This is a genomic window from Amphiplicatus metriothermophilus, assembly GCF_900199215.1.
Taxonomy (GTDB): Bacteria; Pseudomonadota; Alphaproteobacteria; order Caulobacterales; family Parvularculaceae; genus Amphiplicatus; species Amphiplicatus metriothermophilus.
Genome location: NZ_FZQA01000004.1, coordinates 213,053 through 232,445 on the forward strand (window position 1 = coordinate 213,053; position 19,393 = coordinate 232,445).

The 19,393-nt window shown below is 67.8% G+C and carries 19 protein-coding genes; 8 read left to right on the forward strand and 11 right to left on the reverse strand.

The window, feature by feature from the left end:
- Positions 1-14: 14 nt before the first annotated feature.
- The 4 genes from paaZ to CHB64_RS10665 all read left to right on the forward strand — a co-directional run bounded on the left by paaZ (position 15) and on the right by CHB64_RS10665 (position 6,309).
- Positions 15-2,045, forward strand: coding sequence for a phenylacetic acid degradation bifunctional protein PaaZ (paaZ, locus tag CHB64_RS10650; protein ID WP_089412606.1), 2,031 nt, complete (start codon positions 15-17; stop codon positions 2,043-2,045).
- Positions 2,046-2,049: 4 nt separating this feature from the next.
- A complete protein-coding gene (paaK, locus tag CHB64_RS10655) occupies positions 2,050-3,351 on the forward strand; it encodes a phenylacetate--CoA ligase PaaK (RefSeq protein WP_089412607.1) in 1,302 nt (433 codons plus the stop codon).
- Positions 3,352-3,373: 22 nt separating this feature from the next.
- A complete protein-coding gene (locus tag CHB64_RS10660; RefSeq protein WP_089412608.1) occupies positions 3,374-3,961 on the forward strand; it encodes a TetR/AcrR family transcriptional regulator in 588 nt (195 codons plus the stop codon).
- Between the two features lie 197 nt (positions 3,962-4,158).
- Positions 4,159-6,309 (forward strand): anthranilate synthase component I, encoded by a 2,151-nt coding sequence (locus CHB64_RS10665; protein WP_089412609.1) that lies wholly within the window; start codon positions 4,159-4,161, stop codon positions 6,307-6,309.
- A 10-nt stretch (positions 6,310-6,319) separates the two neighbouring features.
- Here CHB64_RS10665 and CHB64_RS10670 read toward each other — a convergent pair whose 3' ends face one another.
- The 4 genes from CHB64_RS10670 to CHB64_RS10685 form a co-directional block, all read right to left on the reverse strand.
- On the reverse strand, positions 6,320-6,724 hold the full coding sequence (locus CHB64_RS10670; RefSeq protein WP_089412610.1) for a hypothetical protein: 405 nt from the start codon (positions 6,722-6,724) through the stop codon (positions 6,320-6,322).
- A gap of 142 nt (positions 6,725-6,866) precedes the next feature.
- Entirely contained in the window at positions 6,867-8,006 is a 1,140-nt protein-coding gene (locus CHB64_RS10675; RefSeq protein WP_089412611.1) for an alanine racemase, read from the reverse strand.
- Complete coding sequence (locus tag CHB64_RS10680; RefSeq protein ID WP_089412612.1) at positions 8,006-8,644, reverse strand: CoA transferase subunit B; 639 nt, start codon at positions 8,642-8,644, stop codon at positions 8,006-8,008. Before CHB64_RS10680 ends, CHB64_RS10675 begins: the two co-directional genes overlap by 1 nt.
- A complete protein-coding gene (locus CHB64_RS10685) occupies positions 8,644-9,348 on the reverse strand; it encodes a CoA transferase subunit A (protein ID WP_089412613.1) in 705 nt (234 codons plus the stop codon). Before CHB64_RS10685 ends, CHB64_RS10680 begins: the two co-directional genes overlap by 1 nt.
- Before the next feature lie 132 nt (positions 9,349-9,480).
- On the opposite strand from CHB64_RS10685, the gene CHB64_RS10690 reads away from it, so the two are divergent.
- Complete coding sequence (locus CHB64_RS10690) at positions 9,481-10,524, forward strand: hypothetical protein (protein ID WP_089412614.1); 1,044 nt, start codon at positions 9,481-9,483, stop codon at positions 10,522-10,524.
- A gap of 12 nt (positions 10,525-10,536) precedes the next feature.
- Here CHB64_RS10690 and CHB64_RS10695 read toward each other — a convergent pair whose 3' ends face one another.
- Together CHB64_RS10695 and CHB64_RS10700 are read right to left on the reverse strand one after the other, a co-directional pair.
- Positions 10,537-11,331, reverse strand: a complete 795-nt coding sequence (locus CHB64_RS10695) for a DUF1365 domain-containing protein (protein WP_089412662.1) — start codon at positions 11,329-11,331, stop codon at positions 10,537-10,539.
- On the reverse strand, positions 11,328-12,632 hold the full coding sequence (locus CHB64_RS10700; protein ID WP_200815325.1) for an NAD(P)/FAD-dependent oxidoreductase: 1,305 nt from the start codon (positions 12,630-12,632) through the stop codon (positions 11,328-11,330). Before CHB64_RS10700 ends, CHB64_RS10695 begins: the two co-directional genes overlap by 4 nt.
- A gap of 229 nt (positions 12,633-12,861) precedes the next feature.
- Here CHB64_RS10700 and CHB64_RS10705 point away from each other — a divergent pair, with 229 nt between their 5' ends.
- Both CHB64_RS10705 and CHB64_RS10710 read left to right on the forward strand, forming a co-directional pair.
- On the forward strand, positions 12,862-13,464 hold the full coding sequence (locus CHB64_RS10705) for a sigma-70 family RNA polymerase sigma factor (protein ID WP_089412616.1): 603 nt from the start codon (positions 12,862-12,864) through the stop codon (positions 13,462-13,464).
- Complete coding sequence (locus tag CHB64_RS10710) at positions 13,461-14,126, forward strand: ChrR family anti-sigma-E factor (protein WP_089412617.1); 666 nt, start codon at positions 13,461-13,463, stop codon at positions 14,124-14,126. Before CHB64_RS10705 ends, CHB64_RS10710 begins: the two co-directional genes overlap by 4 nt.
- 391 nt (positions 14,127-14,517) lie before the next feature.
- Here the strand turns inward: CHB64_RS10710 and kdsB are convergent, their stop codons facing one another.
- The 3 genes from kdsB to galE are packed head-to-tail and all read right to left on the reverse strand — an operon-like array spanning position 14,518 to position 16,672.
- A complete protein-coding gene (kdsB, locus tag CHB64_RS10715; protein ID WP_089412618.1) occupies positions 14,518-15,267 on the reverse strand; it encodes a 3-deoxy-manno-octulosonate cytidylyltransferase in 750 nt (249 codons plus the stop codon).
- Complete coding sequence (locus tag CHB64_RS10720) at positions 15,264-15,677, reverse strand: VanZ family protein (RefSeq protein ID WP_089412619.1); 414 nt, start codon at positions 15,675-15,677, stop codon at positions 15,264-15,266. Before CHB64_RS10720 ends, kdsB begins: the two co-directional genes overlap by 4 nt.
- Entirely contained in the window at positions 15,674-16,672 is a 999-nt protein-coding gene (gene galE, locus CHB64_RS10725) for a UDP-glucose 4-epimerase GalE (RefSeq protein ID WP_089412620.1), read from the reverse strand. Before galE ends, CHB64_RS10720 begins: the two co-directional genes overlap by 4 nt.
- 117 nt (positions 16,673-16,789) lie before the next feature.
- Here galE and CHB64_RS10730 point away from each other — a divergent pair, with 117 nt between their 5' ends.
- Positions 16,790-17,527, forward strand: coding sequence for a metallophosphoesterase family protein (locus tag CHB64_RS10730; RefSeq protein WP_089412621.1), 738 nt, complete (start codon positions 16,790-16,792; stop codon positions 17,525-17,527).
- On the opposite strand, the gene CHB64_RS10735 is transcribed toward CHB64_RS10730, so the two are convergent.
- Positions 17,519-18,850 (reverse strand): class I SAM-dependent methyltransferase, encoded by a 1,332-nt coding sequence (locus CHB64_RS10735; protein ID WP_143266003.1) that lies wholly within the window; start codon positions 18,848-18,850, stop codon positions 17,519-17,521. The two genes, CHB64_RS10730 and CHB64_RS10735, sit on opposite strands and share 9 nt — an antisense overlap.
- Positions 18,851-18,893: 43 nt before the next feature.
- On the reverse strand, positions 18,894-19,373 hold the full coding sequence (locus CHB64_RS10740; RefSeq protein ID WP_089412623.1) for an MAPEG family protein: 480 nt from the start codon (positions 19,371-19,373) through the stop codon (positions 18,894-18,896).
- Between the last annotated feature and the right edge of the window lie 20 nt (positions 19,374-19,393).

Below are 19,393 nucleotides of genomic sequence, written 5' to 3' on the forward strand. Positions count from 1 at the left end.
TACGGAGCGAACCCATGTCCGTCCTTACCCTGAAGAGCTATGTCGCTGACGAATGGGTCGATGGCGGGCCGAACGAAATCGCCATCGCCTCGGCCGTCACCGGCGAGACGGCGGCGCGCGCGGGAACCGGCGCGCTCGATTTCGCAGCGATGGTCCGTCACGCGCGCGAGGTCGGCGGACCGGCCCTGCGCGCCATGACCTTTCACGAACGCGCGGCGATGCTCAAAGGCCTCGCCAAGGCGATCATGGACCGCAAGGAAGCGCTTTACGCCCTCAACCCCGAGACCGGCGCGACTCGCAAGGACGGCTGGATCGACATCGAAGGCGGCGCCGGCACGTTGTTCAGCTACGCGTCCAAGGGCAAGCGGGAGCTTCCCGACGACCGCGTGCTGATCGACGGCGAGCCCGAGCGGATTTCGCGCGAAGGAACCTTCATGGGCCTTCACGTCTTCACGCCGCTTCAGGGCTTCGCGCTGCACGTCAACGCCTTCAACTTCCCTGTCTGGGGAATGCTTGAAAAGCTGGGGCCGACATTGCTCGCCGGCGTTCCGGCCATCGTCAAGCCGGCGACGGCGACCGCCTATCTCGCCGAAGCGGCGTTCCGTATCCTGATCGAAACAGGCCTCCTGCCGAAAGGCGCCGTGCAGCTCGTCATCGGGCCGACGGGCGATCTCTTCGACCGGCTGACCGGGCAGGACGTCGTTTCCTTCACCGGCTCGGCCTCGACGGCGCAGAAGCTGCGCGCCCATCCTCGCGTCATCGCCGAAAGCGCGCGCTTCATCGCCGAGCAGGACTCGCTCAACGCCTCCGTGCTCGGCCCCGACGCCGAACCGGGCTCGCCGGAATTCGACCTTTTCATCAAGGAGGTCGTCCGGGAAATGACGGTCAAGGCCGGCCAGAAATGCACCGCCATCCGCCGCGCCTTCGTTCCGGAAAAATATCTGAAGGAAGCCGAGAAAGCCCTCGCCGAAAGCCTCGCCAGAATCAAGGTGGGCGATCCGGCGCTGGAGGAGGCGCGCATGGGCGCGCTCGTCAGCCACGCCCAGCGGGAGGACGTGCGCGACAAGGTGCGCGCGCTGGCGCGGGAGGCCGACATCGTCTTCGGCGATCTCGAAAAGGTCGAGATAATCGGCGAGCGCGCGCAGAAAGGCGCCTTCATCTCGCCGATCCTTCTGCGCTGCGACGATCCGTGGACGGCGAAAGCCGTGCATGTCGTCGAGGCGTTCGGCCCCGTCTCCACCCTCATGCCCTACCGCGACCTTGAAGACGCGGCCGCGCTCGCCAATCGCGGCGAAGGCTCGCTCGTCGCGTCCCTTTTCACCCACGATCCGAAAATCGCGCGCGAGTTCGTGCTCGCCGCCGGCGCCTATCATGGCCGTCTCGCGATCATCGACCGCGACAGCGCGAAAGAATCGACCGGACACGGATCGCCCCTTCCCGTGCTCGTTCACGGCGGGCCGGGCCGGGCCGGCGGCGGCGAGGAGATGGGCGGCGCGCGCGGCGTGAAGCATTACATGCAGCGCACGGCCCTGCAGGGCTCGCCGGCGATTCTGACCGGCGTCGCCAACAGCTGGATAAAGGGCGCGCCCGTCGACGCGGCTCCGCCCCATCCCTTCCGCCTCAAGTTCGGCGCGCTCGAAATCGGCAAGACCATCGAGACGAAGCCGCGCGAGATCACGCTCGATGACATCGAGCATTTCGCGCATTTTACGGGCGATACGTTCTACGCCCATATGGACGAAGAGGCGGCCCGGGCGAATCCGTTCTTCCCCGGCCGCGTCGCGCACGGCTATCTTATTCTTTCCTTCGCGGCGGGACTGTTCGTCGATCCCGCGCCGGGACCGGTGCTCGCCAATTACGGGCTCGACAATCTGCGCTTCCTCGCGCCCGTCTCGCCCGGCGATTCCATAAAGGTTCGCCTGACCGCCAAGTCGAAAAAGAAGCGCAACGACGACTATGGCGAAGTGCGCTGGGACGTGGAGGTCGCGAACCAGAAAGGCGAGACCGTCGCGACCTACGAGCTGCTGACCATGAACGCCGTCTAGCGCCATGCCGCCGGCGGATTACGTCCCTCTTCTCGACGACGGCGAAAAGCTGTCCGAGGATGCGCTTCGCGCGCTGCAGCTTGAGCGGCTGAAATGGTCGCTGCGGCACGCTTATGAAAACTGCCGTCCCTATCGCGCCAAGATGGAGGCGGCGGGCGCGACGCCGGACGACCTTAAGGATCTTTCCGACCTCTCGAAATTTCCTTTCACCGCCAAGGACGATCTGCGCGCGGCCTATCCTTTCGGCTTCTTCGCCGTTCCGATGGACCGGATCGTCCGCCTGCACGCCTCGTCCGGCACCACCGGCCGGCCTACCGTCGTCGGCTACACCCGGCGCGACATCGAGACCTGGTCGGCGCTGATGGCCCGTTCGATCCGCGCGGCGGGCGGCAGGCCCGGCATGAAGGTCCATGTCGCCTATGGCTACGGGCTCTTCACCGGCGGGCTCGGCGCCCATTACGGCGCGGAGGCGCTGGGCTGCGCCGTGATTCCGATGTCGGGCGGACAGACCGAAAAACAGGTGCGGCTCATCTGCGATTTCGAGCCCGACGTCATCATGGTCACGCCGAGCTACATGCTCGCCATTCTCGACGCCTTCCGCCGCGAAGGCCTCGACCCGCGAAAGTCCTCCCTCAGGATCGGAATTTTCGGCGCCGAGCCCTGGAGCGAGGCGATGCGCGGCGAGATCGAGACGGCTTTCGACCTCGACGCCGTCGACATCTACGGCTTGTCGGAAGTCATCGGACCCGGCGTCGCCAATGAATGCGTCGAGACCAAGGACGGTCTGACGGTCTGGGAGGATCATTTCTGGCCGGAGATCGTCGATCCGGAGACAGGCGAGCCCTTGCCGGAGGGCGCGCGCGGCGAGCTCGTGCTCACCTCGCTCACGAAAGAGGCGACGCCGGTCATCCGCTACCGAACGCGCGACCTGACGCGGCTGCTGCCCGGAACGGCGCGAGTCATGCGCCGCATGGAGCGCATTACAGGGCGTACGGACGATATGCTGATCGTGCGCGGCGTGAACGTCTTTCCCTCCCAGATCGAGGAGCAGATTCTCGCCGTCCCCGACCTTGCGCCGCATTATCTTCTGGAGATCGCGCGTCCCGGCCGCCTTGACGAACTCGCCGCGATCGTCGAAGCGCGGCCGGGCGTCGAGGGGCCCGCGCGCGAGGCCGCCGCCCGTCTCCTCGCCCATCGCGTCAAATCCCTTATCGGCGTGAGCGTCGCCGTCAGGATCGTCGATCCCGGCGCGATCGAGCGCTCGGCCGGCAAGGCGCGGCGCGTGCGCGACTTGCGCGGCGCGTGAACGCCGTTATCAACGGAACGCCATGGCCCGCACCCAAGCCGCCGATTACGACAAGAAACGCGAGGCGATCACCGAACAGGCCGCCCGGCTGTTCGCCGCGCGCGGCTTCGCCGGCGCCTCGGTTTCCGAACTCGCCGCCCTGTGCGACGTCTCGAAGTCGCTCATCTATCATTATTATCCGTCCAAGGAGGCGATCCTCTTCGACGTGATGAGCGAGCATGTCGACGCGCTGCTCGACATCGTGCGCGCGCACCGCATCGAGGAAGGAACGCCGCAGGACTCGCTTCGCGCGCTCGCCCGCGCCCTGCTGCGCCGCTATGTGGGCGCGGCCGACCGGCAGAAGGTGCTGCTCTATGAGCGCGCGAGCCTGCCGAAGGCCCAGCGCGATGAGATCGTCGCCAAGCAGCGCGAGATCATCGCGGCCGTCGAGCGGATTCTCGTTCGCGCCGCGCCCGCCCTCGCCCGCGACCGGGCGCGGCTGCGCGTCAGGGCGATGCTGTTCTTCGGAATGCTCAACTGGACCCACACCTGGTTCAACGCCGCCGGCCCGGTTTCGCGCGACGAGCTTGCGGAGACGGCCGCCGACGCGATTCTCCGCTCGGTCGCGTGAGCCTTCCGCACGCCGGGATTGACGGCGGGCGAGGACCTGCTAGTGCTTCGCTCATGAGCTCGACTTCTCGCACCATCAACCCTTGGCGGGGCGCCCTTCGATAGGCGGCCCTTCCGGCCGTCGCGCGGGCGTGGCGGTCGCATGTTCCGAGCTCCTCCCCTGCAGCGCGCGACGGCGACGCCCACGCGGAGCAGGATATGCATTCGACCATCGAAACAGCCGGCGGCGCCCTGATCGAGCGCGAGAGCCGTCCCGCCTCCTATGAGGAGGGCGTCGGCGGGATCGTGCGCCGGCTCGACGCGCGCCGCGGCGTCGTGCTCGCCTCGGGCTTCGAATATCCGGGCCGTTATACGCGCCTCGACATCGGCTTCAGCGATCCGCCGATCGAGATCGCAAGCCGCGAGCGCGCGTTCCGCATTACGGCGCTGAACGCGCGCGGCGAGATTATTCTGCCGGCGCTCGTCGCCGCGCTCGACGGCCTCGACGCGCTCGAAAACCTCGACGCCGGCGCGCGCGAAATCCGCGGCCGCGTGCGCGCGCCGGCGGGCTATCTGCCCGAAGAGCAGCGCAGCCGGCAGCCCTCCGTCTTCTCCGTGCTGCGCGCGATCCTCGCCGCCTTTTCGACACGCGACGACCAGCATCTCGGCCTTTACGGCGCGTTCGCCTATGACCTCGCCTTCCAGTTCGAGGCGATCCGGCTCGCCCTGACGCGGCCGGACGATCAGCGCGACCTCGTGCTGTTTCTGCCCGACCGGATCGTCAGCGTCGATCACGCCCGGCGCGAGGCGGTGCTGCACGACTATGAATTCGCCTTCGCCGGAAAGAGCACGCGGAGTCTGCCCCGCGACACGCCCGACGCGCCGGCGCGCGCGGCCGCGCGTCCGGTCGAACGCGCCGGCGATCACGGGCCGGGCGAGTACGCCGCCGCGGTGGAGAAGGCGCGCGCGGCCTTCGCGCGCGGGGATCTGTTCGAAGCGGTGCTCAGTCAGACTTTCGTCGAGCCCTGCGAAGCGGCGCCGAGCGTTCTGTTCGAGCGGCTGCGCAAGGCCAATCCGTCTCCTTACGGCGCGCTCATGAATCTCGGCGAAGGCGAGTTTCTGATCGCCGCCTCGCCGGAGATGTATGTGCGCGTCGAGGAAAGCCGGGTCGAGACCTGCCCCATCTCCGGCACCATCGCGCGCGGCGACGATCCGCTGCAGGACGCCGAGCGCATCAGAACGCTTCTCAATTCGGAGAAAGACGCGGCCGAGCTCACCATGTGCACGGACGTCGACCGCAACGACAAGTCGCGCATCTGCGTTCCCGGCAGCGTGCGCGTCATCGGCCGACGCCAGCTCGAAATGTATTCGCGCCTCATCCACACGGTCGATCATGTGGAGGGCCAGCTTCTGCCCGGCTACGACGCGCTCGACGCCTTCCTCACCCACATGTGGGCGGTGACGGTGACCGGCGCGCCGAAGCTGTGGGCGATGCAGTTCGTCGAAGACAACGAGAAATCGGCCCGGCGCTGGTATGGCGGCGCTATCGGGCGCGCGACCTTCGACGGCGGCATGAACACGGGCCTGACCCTGCGCACGATCCGCCTCAAGGACGGCGCCGCGGAGGTGCGCGCCGGCGCGACCCTTCTGTTCGACAGCGATCCGCAGGCGGAGGATGAGGAATGCCGCCTCAAGGCCTCTGCCCTGTTCTCCGCGATTCGCGAAAAGCAGGAGCCGCGCGCCGCGCAGAACGCCCCGCGCCCCCAGCCCGGCGCCGGAAAGCGGGTGCTGATGGTGGATCATCAGGATTCCTTCGTGCACACGCTCAACAGCTATTTCCGCTGGTTAGGCTGCGCGGTCGAAACCCTGCGCCCCGAGGCGGCGCGCGCCGCGCTCGCCGAAGGCCGCGAGGTCGATCTCGTGCTGCTCTCGCCGGGCCCCGGCCGGCCGGCCGATTTCGATCTTTGCGAGACCCTGCGCCTCATCGACGCGCGGGGACTGCCCGTCTTCGGCGTCTGTCTGGGGCTTCAGGGCATGGTGGAATATGGCGGCGGAACGCTTCGCGTGCTGCCGTACCCGATGCACGGCAAGCCGTCGGAGATCCGAAATCTCGGCGGGCGGCTGCTTAACGGCCTGCCGGCGCGCTTCACGGTGGCGCGTTATCACTCGCTGCACGCCCGCGAAGAGGACGTCCCGGCCGGCTTCGCGGTCACGTCCCTCGCCGACGACGGCGTCGTCATGGCGATCGAGCACGAGATGAAGCCGTGGGCGGCGGTGCAGTTTCACCCCGAGTCGATCCTCACCGCGCCGGCGGAGATCGGCCAGCCGCTCATCGCCAACGCGCTGACGGCGTTGTGCGGAACGCGCTGAATGGGGCGGCTCACGCCGTCCGGGAGAGTTTCGCGAGCCAGGCGCAGTTTCCGCTCATCACGCCGCCCGTGAGCACGCCGTCATCGCCGATGCGGCCTTCGAAACGGGTCCATTTCCCGTCCGCGAACCGGTACTCGCCCGTGAAGAATCCGCTGGACGTGACGACGCCTCTGGCCACATACCGTCCCTCTGCGGACAGACCTTTGAGGCTTCCTTCCCTGATCTCGATGCGGCTGAGCGGCAAGGGCGCGCAGCCCGGCCCGGAAAGGGCCGTCTCGACTTCCGCCGCGCCGCTATAAGCGCCGTCGAATCGGTCGGAAACCGGCGCGGCCGCCGCCGTGGAAGCGAGCGCCAACGCCGCCGCGGCGGCGGAAATCCCGATGAACGATTTGCGATCCCGGCGAGCGCTTTTCATCTTCTCCTCCGCTGAATGATTTCCGCGTACGAACAGATGAGGCGGGCCGGCGCGCCCGCCGCCCGGACGCCATGGGGCGGCCGGGCGTCGCAGCCCATTGTCAGGTAGAAATTGTCCTAGGAATTTCAAGAGGGTGGCGCGCTCACCAGCCGTTGATTCGCGGCCAGCGGGCGAAGGCGCGGCCGTCCTCGCCCGTTACGAGATAGGAGCCGTGCTGGGCCGCCGTCGCACAGGCGTGGTTGGGCAGGATGCGGAGCAAGGTCCCGACCGGATAATCCTGCACGTCGAGCGGCTTTCCGTCCCGCCGCGCGACGATCCCGTGCTCCTGGCTGCAGGAGACGACGATCAGATCGTCGAGCGGCCGGCCGGCCGCGTCGCAGACGACGCCGTAGCCCTGGCCGACCGGCTGCTTCGCCGCGCCGCGATCGCGCGACAGCGCCATCCAGCCCGCGTCGATAATGAGCCGGCCGCGATCCGCCTGACGGCCGATCACGCTGGCGAGCACGCTGAGCGCGATGTCCTCGAACGCGCATACGCCGAGCCCCGCCATGACGAGATCCATGAACATGTAGACCCCGGCGCGGACCTCCGTCACGCCGTCGAAACGTTCCGCGAACAGGGCCGTCGGCGTCGAACCGACGCTGACGATCTCGCAGCCGAGCCCGGCCTCGCGCAGCATCGTCGCCGTTCCGGCGACGGCGCGGCGCTCGCGCTCGGCCATCGCGCGGATGTCCTCGACGCTGCGGCTGGCGTAAGAGCCGCCGGCGTGCGTCATCAGCCCACGGAAGACGAGTCCCGGCGCTGCGTCGATGCGTCGCGCGATCGCCAGAGCTTCCTCGCTTTCAGGCTTCACGCCCGCGCGCACGCCGTCGCTGTCGATTTCGACGACGACGCCGATCCCGCTCTCGCCGGCGCGCGCGGCCAGAGCCTGCGCGCCGTCGATGGAATCGACCGTCACGATGATGTCGGCGCCCTCATCCTTCAGCTTCAGGGCGCGACCGATCTTGCCGGGCGCCATGCCCACCGCATACAGAATATTGCGCGCGCCGTGTTCGAAAGCGTATTCGGCCTCGGCGAGGGTCGAGACCGCGACCCCGACCGCGCCCTCAAGAGCGGGACGATAGACCTCTATCGACTTGGCGGTCTTGATATGCGGGCGCAGGGGAACGCCGAAGCGCGCGAGCCGCGTCTTCATTCGCGCCAGATTGCGCTCAAGCCGGACGGCGTCCAGCACGAGCTGCGGCGTCTCGAAACGGTCGAGAGCTTTCGGTTCGTCGGCCATCACACGGCGACGTCGAACCGCGCCTCGGTCTTCTCCTTCACCTCGTCGACCGTGACGTCCGGCGCGAGCTCGACGAGCGTGAGCCCTTGGCCGCGCGCGACATTGAACACGCCGAGATTGGTGACGATCATGTCGACGCATTCCTTGCCGGTGAGCGGCAGGGTGCATTCTTTCAGGATCTTCGGCGCGCCGTTCTTGGACGTATGGTCCATGACGACCACGACCTTCTTGACCCCGGCGACGAGATCCATCGCCCCGCCCATGCCCTTGACCAGCTTGCCGGGGATCATCCAGTTGGCGAGGTCGCCTTTTTCCGAGACCTCCATCGCGCCGAGAATGGCGATGTCGATATGCCCGCCGCGGATCATCGCGAAGGAATCGGCGGAGGAAAAATAAGAAGTGCGCTTCAGCTCCGTAATGGTCTGTTTGCCGGCGTTGATGAGGTCGGGATCGACTTCGTCCTCATACGGAAACGGCCCCATACCGAGCATGCCGTTCTCCGACTGCAAGGTGACGTCGATGTCCTCGCCGATGTAATTGGCCACCAGCGTCGGAATGCCGATGCCGAGATTGACGTAATAGCCGTCTTTCAGCTCCTTGGCGGCGCGCTGCGCCATCTGGTTGCGGTCCCAGGCCATCAGGCGGTCTCCCTTTGCCGAACCGTGCGCTGCTCGATGCGCTTCTCGAACTCGCCCTTGATCAGACGATGCACATAGATGCCGGGCGTGTGGATGCAGTCGGGATTGAGCGAACCGAGCGGGACGATCTCTTCGACCTCGGCGATGGTCACCTTGCCGGCCGTGGCCATCATCGGGTTAAAATTGCGCGCGGTTTTGCGATAGACCAGATTGCCCTGCGGGTCGCCCTTCCACGCCTTGACGATGGAGAGGTCGGCGACGAGGCCGGTCTCGAGAATATAGGTCTCGCCGCTGAACTCCTTGTGCTCCTTGCCTTCGGCGATCATCGTGCCGACGCCGGTCTTGGTGTAGAAGCCGGGTATGCCCGCCCCGCCGGCGCGGATGCGCTCGGCGAGCGTGCCTTGCGGATTGAACTCAAGCTCCAGCTCGCCGGACAGATACTGCCGCTCGAACTCCTTGTTCTCGCCCACATAGGACGAGACCATCTTTTTGATCTGCCGGTTCTTGAGAAGGATGCCGAGGCCGAAATCGTCGACGCCGCAATTGTTGGAGATGACCGTGAGGTCCTTCACCCCGATCTCGCGCAGGGCGGCGATGAGATTCTCCGGAATGCCGCACAGGCCGAAGCCGCCGGCCATGATGGTCATGCCGTCGAAGACGACGCCTTCGAGCGCGGCGCGCGCGTCCTTATAAATCTTCTCCATCCGCGACCTCCCTTGTCGGCGACGGACCTAGCGCAAACGGGCGCGAGGGTAAACAAGACCAAGGTCTTAGGCGGCGGGCTCAAATGCGTCTGAAGGCTGGCGGCGCGGGCCCGAGCCGGGCATAAACGGTCCATGACCGACGTTCAGGCGCTCGCCGCGGACCCCTGCTGGCTGCCCGAAGCCTATGACGCGGCGCGCGGCGTGCTTCGCTTCGCCCGCATCGACCGGGCGGGGCTCGCTCGCGAGCCGTTTCTCGACAGGCGCATGGAGGGCTCGGTGACGGCGCGCGCCGAGGCGAGCCTCGACGCCGTCGCCCGCGCCCTCGGGCGAACCGCGCCGGCGCCCGTTCCGGCCTTCATTTTTCATACGGCCTTTTGCTGCTCGACGCTGCTTGCGCGCGCCCTCGACGCGCCGGGCGCCTGTCTGTCGCTCAAGGAGCCCAACATTCTGCTCGATCTGGCCAACGCCGGGCGCGTCGACGAGCGCCTGCGGCGCGACCCGGCCGCCTTCGCGCGGCTGTTTCAGCTCGTCGCGCGCCTGCTCGCCCGTCCGCATGCGCAGGGCGAGCGCGTGCTCATCAAGCCGACCAACACCGCGAGCACGCTGGCGCAAGCCGCTCTCGCCGCCGGGTCGCCTTGCCTGTTCCTCTATGGCGACCTCGAGGAGTTTCTTATCTCCATCCTGAAGAAGGGCGAAGAGGGCCGCGTTTTCGCGCGTCAGCTTTACAACATCTTCGCGCTCGACGGCGTCGGGCTCGCCGCGATTCCGCCGCGCCAGGCCATGGGCTTCACCGACCTGCAGGTCGCCGCCGTGGTCTGGCGCCATCAGATCGAGCAGTTCGCGCAGCTGCTCGCCGCCGCGCCAGCCGGCGCGCGCATCGCCTCGCTCGACTTCCGCCGCCTGCTCGCCGGACCGGCGCGAACCCTCAAGGCCGTCTCGCGCGCGCTCGACCTTCCGATTTCCGACGAAGCGCTGGAGGCCGCCGCGGCCGGCGAGATATTCGCGCGCAACGCCAAATTCGCCGATCAGACCTATGACGCCGCGAAACGGGAGGCGGAAGAAAAAGCCCTGCGCGAACGCTGGCGGGCCGAGCTGGACATCATCGGGCGTTGGGCTGGCCAGCTTCATCTTGGCGCGGACGCGCGCTTTCCCCTGCCGCGGGCGCTGGCGGCCTGAGACGGCGCCGGCTCATGCGGCCTTGTCCGTCGGCGCCTGTTCGCGAACGAGCGTGACGGGCTCGGCCGGATCGGGCGCGCCCTTGCGCAGGCGGAGGCCCTTGGCGAGGAGCCTCAAGGCTTCCCAGTGAATGCCCGCGATGACCTTCACGGTCATCAATGGATAGGCGAAGAACGCCTGCAGCAGCGTCCGGTCCGTCAAGGCCCGCCGGCGCGCTGAAAAGGCGGCATGGAGCACGGCGCCCTCGGCGTCGCTCTGGCGGATCACGACCGCAAGCTCCTCGCCGGGACGCGTCAGGCGAAACGCATAACGCATGTCCATCGCCATGAAGGGCGAGACGTGAAAGACCTTGTCCGCCGCCTGGCGGATCACGGGCGCATCGCCATCGACCGGAATAAGGTAGCCGTGTTTCCCGCCGAAAGTGTTGCGCACCTCGTAGAGAACCGCCGAAAGCGCGCCCGCGCGGTCATGACAGTAATAGACCGCAAGCGGATTGAAGGCGTATCCCAATATGCGCGGATAAAACAGCAGCAGCAGGCGGCCCTGCGCGTCGATCCCGCGCGCGGCGAGCGCGGCGCGCACGCGCGCGGCGACCGGTCCCGTGCCGGGAGGGCCGAAATCGGCGTCGTGAAAAGAGAAGAGATTGAAACCGTTGCGCGAGAAGCATGTCAGCCGCGCCGCCAGGCCGTCGAGACGGTCGAGATCGGCCAGCATCGAGAACACGCGGTAGGAAAAACGGTGGCGCACGGGCTTGAGCCGGCGGTGCGCGACTCGGCCGACATAAAGCGCGCCGTCTGCGTCCTTCATGACGCCGCCGCCTTCGCCGGCGCAAGGCGGATGCGTCCGGATTCGTTCGGGACGCGCCATGGCCGGCGCACGCCGCCAAGCGCTTCGGCCGTCGCGAGGCCTGCCTGCAATCCGTCCTCGTGGAAACCCTGGCCGAAATGGGCGCCGCAGAACCAAACCCCGCCGCGCCCCTGAAGCGACCAGACTTCCTTCTGCGCGTTTGCGGCGTCGAGATCGAACATGGGATGAGCATAGTCGAATTCCGCGACGATATCTTCGTCGCGTATGGGCGCGCGCGGATTGAGCGTGACGAAGATGTCGCGCGGCGCGGCGAGATTCTGCAGCCGGTTCATCCAGTAGGTCGCCGCGAACCCTTCCCCGTCGCCGATATAGTTCCAGCTCGACCAGGCGCGGCGACGGCGCGGCATATGCGCTGCGTCGAAATGCACGAAGGCTTTGTTCTTCTGATACTTGAAGGCGCCAAGCACGCGCCGCTCCGAAGCGTCGGCGTCGGTCAGCATGGCGAGCGCCTCGTCGGCGTGAGAGGCGATGACGGCCGCGTCGAAGCGGTCGACCGCGCCGCTTGCGTCTGCGACCTCGACGCCAGACTGCGTTCTGCGAACGGAAACCACGCGCGCGCCGAGCCGCGCCTTGGGCAGGAGCGAGGCGGCGAGCCTTTCGACATAGACGCGCGCGCCGCCGCTCACCGTGCGCCATTCCGGCAGATTGAGCACGCGCAACAGGCCGTGATTGTCGTAAAACCTGATGAAGGCCGCCGCCGAAAAGTCCAGAATCCTCGCGCTGGGCGTCGACCAGATCGCGGACGCCATCGGCTTCAGAAAATAATCCGTGAACGGTTGGCCATAGCCGCGCCGCGCCACGAACGCGCTGAGCGATTCGTCCTGCAGCGAGTCTTCCGCAAGCGCCCGGCGGGCATCGCGATGGAAGCGGACGATGTCGCGCAGCATGCTCCAGAATTTCGGCGAGGCGAGATTGCGCCGATCGGCGAACACGGCCGAAAGGCTCTGGCCCGAATACTCGACCGCGCCCGCGTTTACGGAGGCGGCGAAAGACATGCAGGTCTTTTCCGTCGCGACGCCCAGATGTCCGAACAGCGCCGTCAGGTTCGGGTAGGCCGGTTCGTTATAGACGATGAAGCCGGCGTCCACGGGAATGACGTCATCGCCGAAGGGAACCTCGACCGTATTCGCGTGCCCGCCGAGCCGGCTTTCACGCTCATAGACGATCACCTCATGGACTGACGACAAAAGCCAGGCGGCGGAAAGCCCCGACACGCCCGCGCCGATCACCGCGATCCTCATGCCCGGCCGCGGTCGTCCGCGCGCCTCGAAGTCAAACGGCATAGTGGTTCGTCCGCTCCGCCCCGGTTATGCTTCGCTGGAAAGAGGATGATCGCCATCCGCGCCACAGCCTTTACGCGCGTCCGGCGCGATCGGATCAGAAAAAGCCATCTAGCCGATGGCGGCGGTCGGGACGGCCTGTGATCCGAAGCCGGCCGCGCGGCGTAAACTCGGGGAAAACTGAAGCGTTATGCCCGCATCGACCACGAGCAGCATGAGCGCGCCGGGCGGCGCCGAGCGCCCCGCCGCGGCGAGCGAAATGAACGATCTTCTCGCCAGGGTCGCGGCGAGCGGCGACCGCGAGGCGTTTTCGCGGCTGTTCGCATTTTTCGCGCCGCGGGTGAAAGGCTATCTCATGCGCATCGGTCTGTCGCCGGATCAGGCGGAGGATCTCGCCCAGGACGCGCTTTTGAAGGTCTGGCGCAAGGCCCGCCTTTTCGATCCTTCGAAAGCCTCCGCGGCGACCTGGATCTACACGATCGCGCGTAATCTGCGCATCGACGCGGCGCGGCGGCTGAACCGGCCCCTCCCCGATCACGAGGATCCGGCGCTGCTGCCCGAGGAGGAGCCGCGCGCGGACGTCGAACTCGAAAGGGCCCAGCGGGACAGGCGCATCCACGCGGCGTTCGACGCCCTGCCGCCCAATCAGCGCGCCGTCGTGATGCTGCACTTTTATGAAGACGAGCCGCACGCCGCGATCGCCGAGCGGCTCGACCTGCCTTTGGGCACCGTGAAGTCGCGGCTGCGCCTTGCGTTCGGCCGCATCAGAAAGGAACTGGGTGATCTCGCGTGACGAGCATCAAGCATCATCCCAAGACGGAAACGCTCGCCGCCTATGCCGCCGGCGCGCTGGACGAGGCGCGGGCCGTGGTCATCGCGACCCACCTCGACCTGTGCGACGCGTGCCGCGCGGCGGCGCGCGATTTCGAAGCGCTGGGCGGCGTCTGCCTCGAAGCCGCCGAGCCGGCCCCCATGAAGGAGGGCGCGCTCGAGCGTTTCTGGCTGCGGGCGGGCGGCGCGCGCGCCGAGCGGGCGCCGGCATCGACGCGCGCGGCGAACGATTTCGACCTCGGGCTGGCCAGACCGCTTTCCGCCTATCTCAAGGGCGGGCTCGACGCCGTGCAATGGCGCCGGATCGGCCCTGGCATGGAGCAATGCGTGCTCGACGCGCAAGGCTACCGGAAAGGCGTGCTGCGGCTTCTCAAAATCGCGCCCGGCGTGCGCCTGCCCAAACACTCTCATGGCGGCGAGGAGCTGACGCTGATCCTGCGCGGCGCCTATGAGGACGAGATCGGCGAATTTCGCCGCGGCGACCTCGCCGATCTCGACGACGAGGACACCCACAGCCCCTGCGCCATCGGCGAGGAGCCGTGCGTCTGCCTCATCGCCGCGAGCGCGCCGCTCAGATTCAAGGGACTCGCCGGCAAGATCGTCCAGCCCTTCATCGGCCTTTGAACGCCCGCCGCGCGACGGTCTGCATTCTTCCTGCGACGGACCGTTTTAGATTTTTCGGCATTCGACGAAGCGTGCCCCGGCTGCGGCGAAACCGGCGGCGGCGCGCTTCCCTCATCGCGGACTCGCGCCTATCTCAGCCTCGTCATCGCAGGAGGAGAGAGTTCGATGAGCAAAGCCGTTTCCCTACTGATCGCCTTCGCCGTTCTCGCGGCGGCGTTCGCCCCCGCGGCCTACACCGTCGCCGCCCTGGCGTGACGGTCATGGTCGGGGCAAACCGACTGACGCTCGCCGCGCCCGCCCGGCCTGTTCCGGATCAGGTCCCGTTCTTCGTTCAGGAACGCCCTGATCCGGAATAACGCCGCGACGGCGCCGCATCGGCGCGTCCGACCCTTCAGGCCTTTTCCACTCTTTTGCGGAACGCGTCGAAATCCGCCGCCGTGTCGACGCCCGGCGGCGCCGCCGGAATTTCCGCCGCCAGAATTTTTTCTCCCATTTCGAGAATCCGAAGCTGCTCCAGCTTCTCTATCCGCTCGAGCCGGCCTTCCGGCGCGGCCGCGAAGCATTGCAGCGCGTCGGCGCGAAACGCGTAAACGCCGATATGCAGATGGTAGTCGGCCGGATTCGGCGCGTCTTGCCTGTCGCGCGGAAAAGGCGCGAGCGCGCGCGTGAAGTAAAGCGCCTCATAGGCGCCCTCCGCCGCCCGTTTTCCCAGGATCGCCTTGACGGCCGCCGGATCGTCGGGGCGCGCGTCCGGCGGGAAGGGGCAGACCAGCGTCGATGCGAAGGGCGCGCGCGCCGCCTGCAGCGCGATCAGCCGGTCGATATGCGCCGGGTCGATCTCCGGCTCGTCGCCCTGAAGGTTGACCACCACGTCGGCGTCAAGGCCGCGCGCGGCCTGCGCGACCCGCGCCGAGCCGGAAGTATGGGCCGGGTCGGTCATCGCCGCCTCGCCGCCGAAAGCGCGCACGGCCTCGAAAATGCGCGCGTCGTCCGTCGCAACGATCACCCCGTCCGCCGCGCGAACCTGACAGGCCCGTTCATAGGTATGCTGAATAAGCGGCTTTCCGCCCGCCTCCAGCAGCAGCTTGCCGGGAAGCCGCGTCGAGGCGTATCGCGCCGGAATGACGATGACCGCTTTCACCCTGTCCTTCTCCGCGACGCCGCCATGCGCGCCAGCGCGCCGAGGATCGCGCCGGCCCCTGCGCCGGCCGTATTGGCGAGCGCGTCGAGAACCTCCGGCGAGCGCGTCTGCGTGAGCCAGCCTTGCGCGCCTTCAAGCAAGGCCCCGTAAGCCGCCAGCGCCAGCACGGTGAAAAGCAGCCGTCCGGCCAGGGCGAGCCGGCCGAGCGCGGCCGTCGCGCCCAGCGCGCCGTAAACAAGAAAATGGCCGATCTTGTCGGCTGCGGCCTCGTCGCCGAACAAAAGACCCGCCAGCCAGCGGGCGACGCCGAAGCCGGCCTCCGACGGCTCCAGCGAGGGAGAAACGGACAGCCAGGCCGCAAGAACGAGAAGCAGGGCGAACGCGGCCCGCGCGATCATCTGGATCGTCATGGGCGCGCGCCTGCCCGCGACGCCGCCAGGCGCCGCTCCCAGTCGATCGCCGTGCGGACGATGAAATCGATGTCGTCATAGCGCGGGCGCCAGTCGAGCGCGGCGCGGATCGCGGCCGTGTCGGCGATGAGCTGCGCCGGATCGCCTGGCCGGCGCGGCCCCGCCTCGTAGGGCAACGGCTTGCCTGTCACCCGCTCGACCGCCTCGATCATCTCGCGCACCGAATAGCCGCGCCCGTAGCCGACATTGAGCGTCAGGCGCGCCGCGCCCGCCCGTACGCGGCTCAGAGCGGAAAGATGCGCGTCGGCGATGTCGCTCACATGGACATAATCGCGGATCGCCGTACCGTCCGGCGTCGGATAATCGGCGCCGTAAATCTCCAGAACTTCTCTCCGGGCGCCGACGGCGATCTGCGCGGCGACCTTCAGCAGGTGGCTCGGCCGACCGATCTCGCCGGCCCGGCCCTTCGGATCGGCCCCAGCGACGTTGAAATAGCGCAAAATGACATAGGACAGGCCGTGCGCCAGCGCCGCGTCCGCGAGAATCCGCTCGCTCATCGCCATGGACGCGCCATAGGGCGAGATCGGCCGGATCGCGGCCGTCTCCGCCACCGGCGTCTTTTCCGGCGTTCCGTACACGGCGGCCGTCGAGGAAAAAATGAACCGGTCGACGCGCGCCTCCGCGCAGGCCTCGATCAGCGCCAGCGTCTTCGCCGTGTTGTTCCGGTAATAGGCGAGCGGGCGTTCGAGCGACTCCGGCACCAGGGTCGAGCCGGCGAAGTGAATAACCTCGCGCACGTCATGCTCGGCGAAGACCCTGGCCAGCCCCGCCTTGTCGCCGACATCGGCCACGACGAGCGGCGCGTCTTCGGGCGCGAGCCAGCGCGCGCCCACCGACAGGTCGTCGAGGGCGACCGCCGGCTCGCCCGCATCCCTGAGGGCGAGCATCATATGGGCGCCGATATAGCCGGCGCCGCCGGTGACGAGGACGCTCATGCAGCGTTCTTCCCGAAGGCGTTCCCTGTTCGGCCGCAGCCCCCGCCGGGGGAGCCCTTTAACCCTGTCGCCGCTTTTCTCCATACTATAGAAGGATTGCAGACGCTTATTGAACCGATGTTCGAAAAACTTTTCGGCGTGAAACGTCAGGAGGCCGCCGCGCCCGCCGGGGCGCGCCTTTACGCAGTGGGCGACGTCCACGGCCGCGCCGACCTGCTCGATCGTCTTCTGGAGATGATCGCCGCAGAGGACGCCGGCGGCGCCCGCAAGCGGCTCGTCTTTCTCGGCGATTACGTCGACCGCGGCCCCGACAGCCGCGGCGTTCTCGACCGGCTCGCCGCGCTGAAGGAGGCCGAACCCGACGCCGTGTTCCTCAAGGGCAATCACGAGGAGGCGCTGCTCGATTTTCTCGAAGATCCCGAGGGCATGAGCGAATGGCTCGACTGGGGCGGCGCGGCGACGCTGCGAAGCTACGGCGTCGCGCCCGAGGGGGACCGCGCGCCGGCCGCGCTCGCCGCCGCGCTGCGCGCGCGCCTGCCGGACGCGCATCGCGCCTTCCTGCGGGACCTTTCCCTTTACGAGGTCGCCGGCGACTATCTGTTCGTGCACGCCGGACTGCGTCCCGGCCTGCCCCTCGCCGAGCAGAAGGCGCGCGACCTTCTGTGGATTCGCGACGCCTTCCACAACGCTCCGCCGCACAAGCGGCCTGACAAGGTCGTCGTCCACGGCCATCATCCGGTGCGCCGGCCGCTCGATGCGGGCTGGCGGATCGACGTCGACACGGGCGCGTGTTTTTCGGGGATGCTGACCGCCGTCGTCCTGGAGGGGACGAGCCGGCGGTTTCTGTCAACCTGAGGCGGCCTGCGCGGGCGGCGCGACGGCGACGAGACGCGGCCCGCCGGCCGCGCCGAGAATCGCGCGCAGCGTTTCGGTTTCGCCCGCGCCGTCGCCGGCGGCGAGCGTCTTGCCGAACTCGGCGGCGAAGTTGCGGGCGTGAATGACATGCGGCTCCGGCGTCGCCACGATCATCCGCGCGCCGAGGAGAATCGCCTCCCGCCAGCGCTCCATCATTTCGCGCTTGAGCGAGGCCGGCGCGATCAGCCAGTCGGGCTCGGCCGCCCGGCAGTCGGTCTCCGAGATGATCGCCGGCCCGCGGCGTCCGAGCCGCTCGCCCGACCGGCCGTCCTCGACCGCCGCCTCGATCACTGACGCGGCCTCGCCCGCCCAGACGCGAAGAGCGGCCGAGACCGGCCCCGCGCCCAGCAGATGCGCCCGCTCGCCCTTGTCGGCGATGTCCTTCAACAGCCGGACGAACCGTTCGCGGGTTTCGGCGACGCGGCGCTCGAATGCGTGATAAGGCTGCATGGCGCGCAGGGCGAGCGCGTTCTCCTCATCCCAAAGCCGCGCCAGACGTTCATACCACGGATCGAAGTCGTGCGCGTCGCATTCGGCGTGGGTGAGAAAGAGGCGAATCGATCCGCCTTCCTTGTCGGTAAGCGCGCCGCGGAAAATCTTCAGTCCGCTGTCGCGCGCCAGGCGTTCGAGCACGGAAAGCGAATAGACGCCGCTCGCGCCCGCCATGAAAGCATCGACGCGATTGCGCGTGAGCGCCGCCGGCAGATAGAGGGTCTCCAGCGCGAAGACGCCGTCCGACGCGAGCAAGCCCTTGACGCGGGCGAAAAACGCGCGCGGGTCTTCGATCTCCTCCAGAACGGACACCGCGGTGACGATGTCGAACTTCTTCTCGCCGAAGGCGCGATCGAGCGCTTCGGAGGGAAAGCGCTCGCGGGCCGTCCAGGCCCAGGCGCCGATGATCTCCACCCATTCGGACGGATCGACGCCGAACCGCTCGACCCAGCGCGGATAATAGGAAAGCAGCGCGCCGTCGCTGCAGCCGATGTCGAGCGCGGCGCAGTCGCGCCCCGAAATGAGCTCAAGCGCCTCCGTCGCCACGGCGCGCAGATGGGCGCGCGTCGCGGCGTAACGGCTCGACGGGGTCGCGCGGGTCTCCTCTTGCGCCCGCATATGCGCCGACTGGATGAGACCGCACGCCATCGCCTCCCTGGAGGCGTCGCAGATCACATAGCGGGCCTCGCCGCGGCCGCCGACCGAATCGAAGGAAAGCGCCGGCGTGAGCGCCTTCGATCCGCAAGCCCGACATTCGGCGATTTTCTTCACGCGCGCCTCGTCCGCAATCACTGCCGCGGCCGAGAGTCCCAGTTCACGGTAAATTCCGCGTAAAGACGGCCTTCGCCGCCGGCGCGGCGCAGCGGTAACGAGCTGTTAAGGAACCTTTTCCGCCCGTTATGCGATCGCGTGGTAGATCAGCATCGCGCCGGTCGCCAGAAGCACGAGGAGCGCGAGGATCGCTCCGACGACGCGGCCACATCTCCAAACTCCCATGCCCAGCCCGAAGATGAGAGACGCGCGCGAAGAAAAAGACCGCGCCGAGGCCGTGAATGACGGCCGCGCCTGCGCCCAGCCAAGCCAGGCCGACAAGGTCGGGAAGCGCGGCCGGCGCATACTCCGTGTAATTCGCATGCGTACGGACGGCCTTCGCGATTTCAGGGTTTCCCCCGTTCCCCAGATCGACTTTGAAGCGCAGGCGCGCCTGCGCGACGCGAAGGCTGAGATAAAACAGCAGTAAAATGTTGAGGCCGATCCAAAGCCCGGCCGCCCCGATCCCTGTCGCCGCGCCCATCGAAGCATACGCCGCGCCGG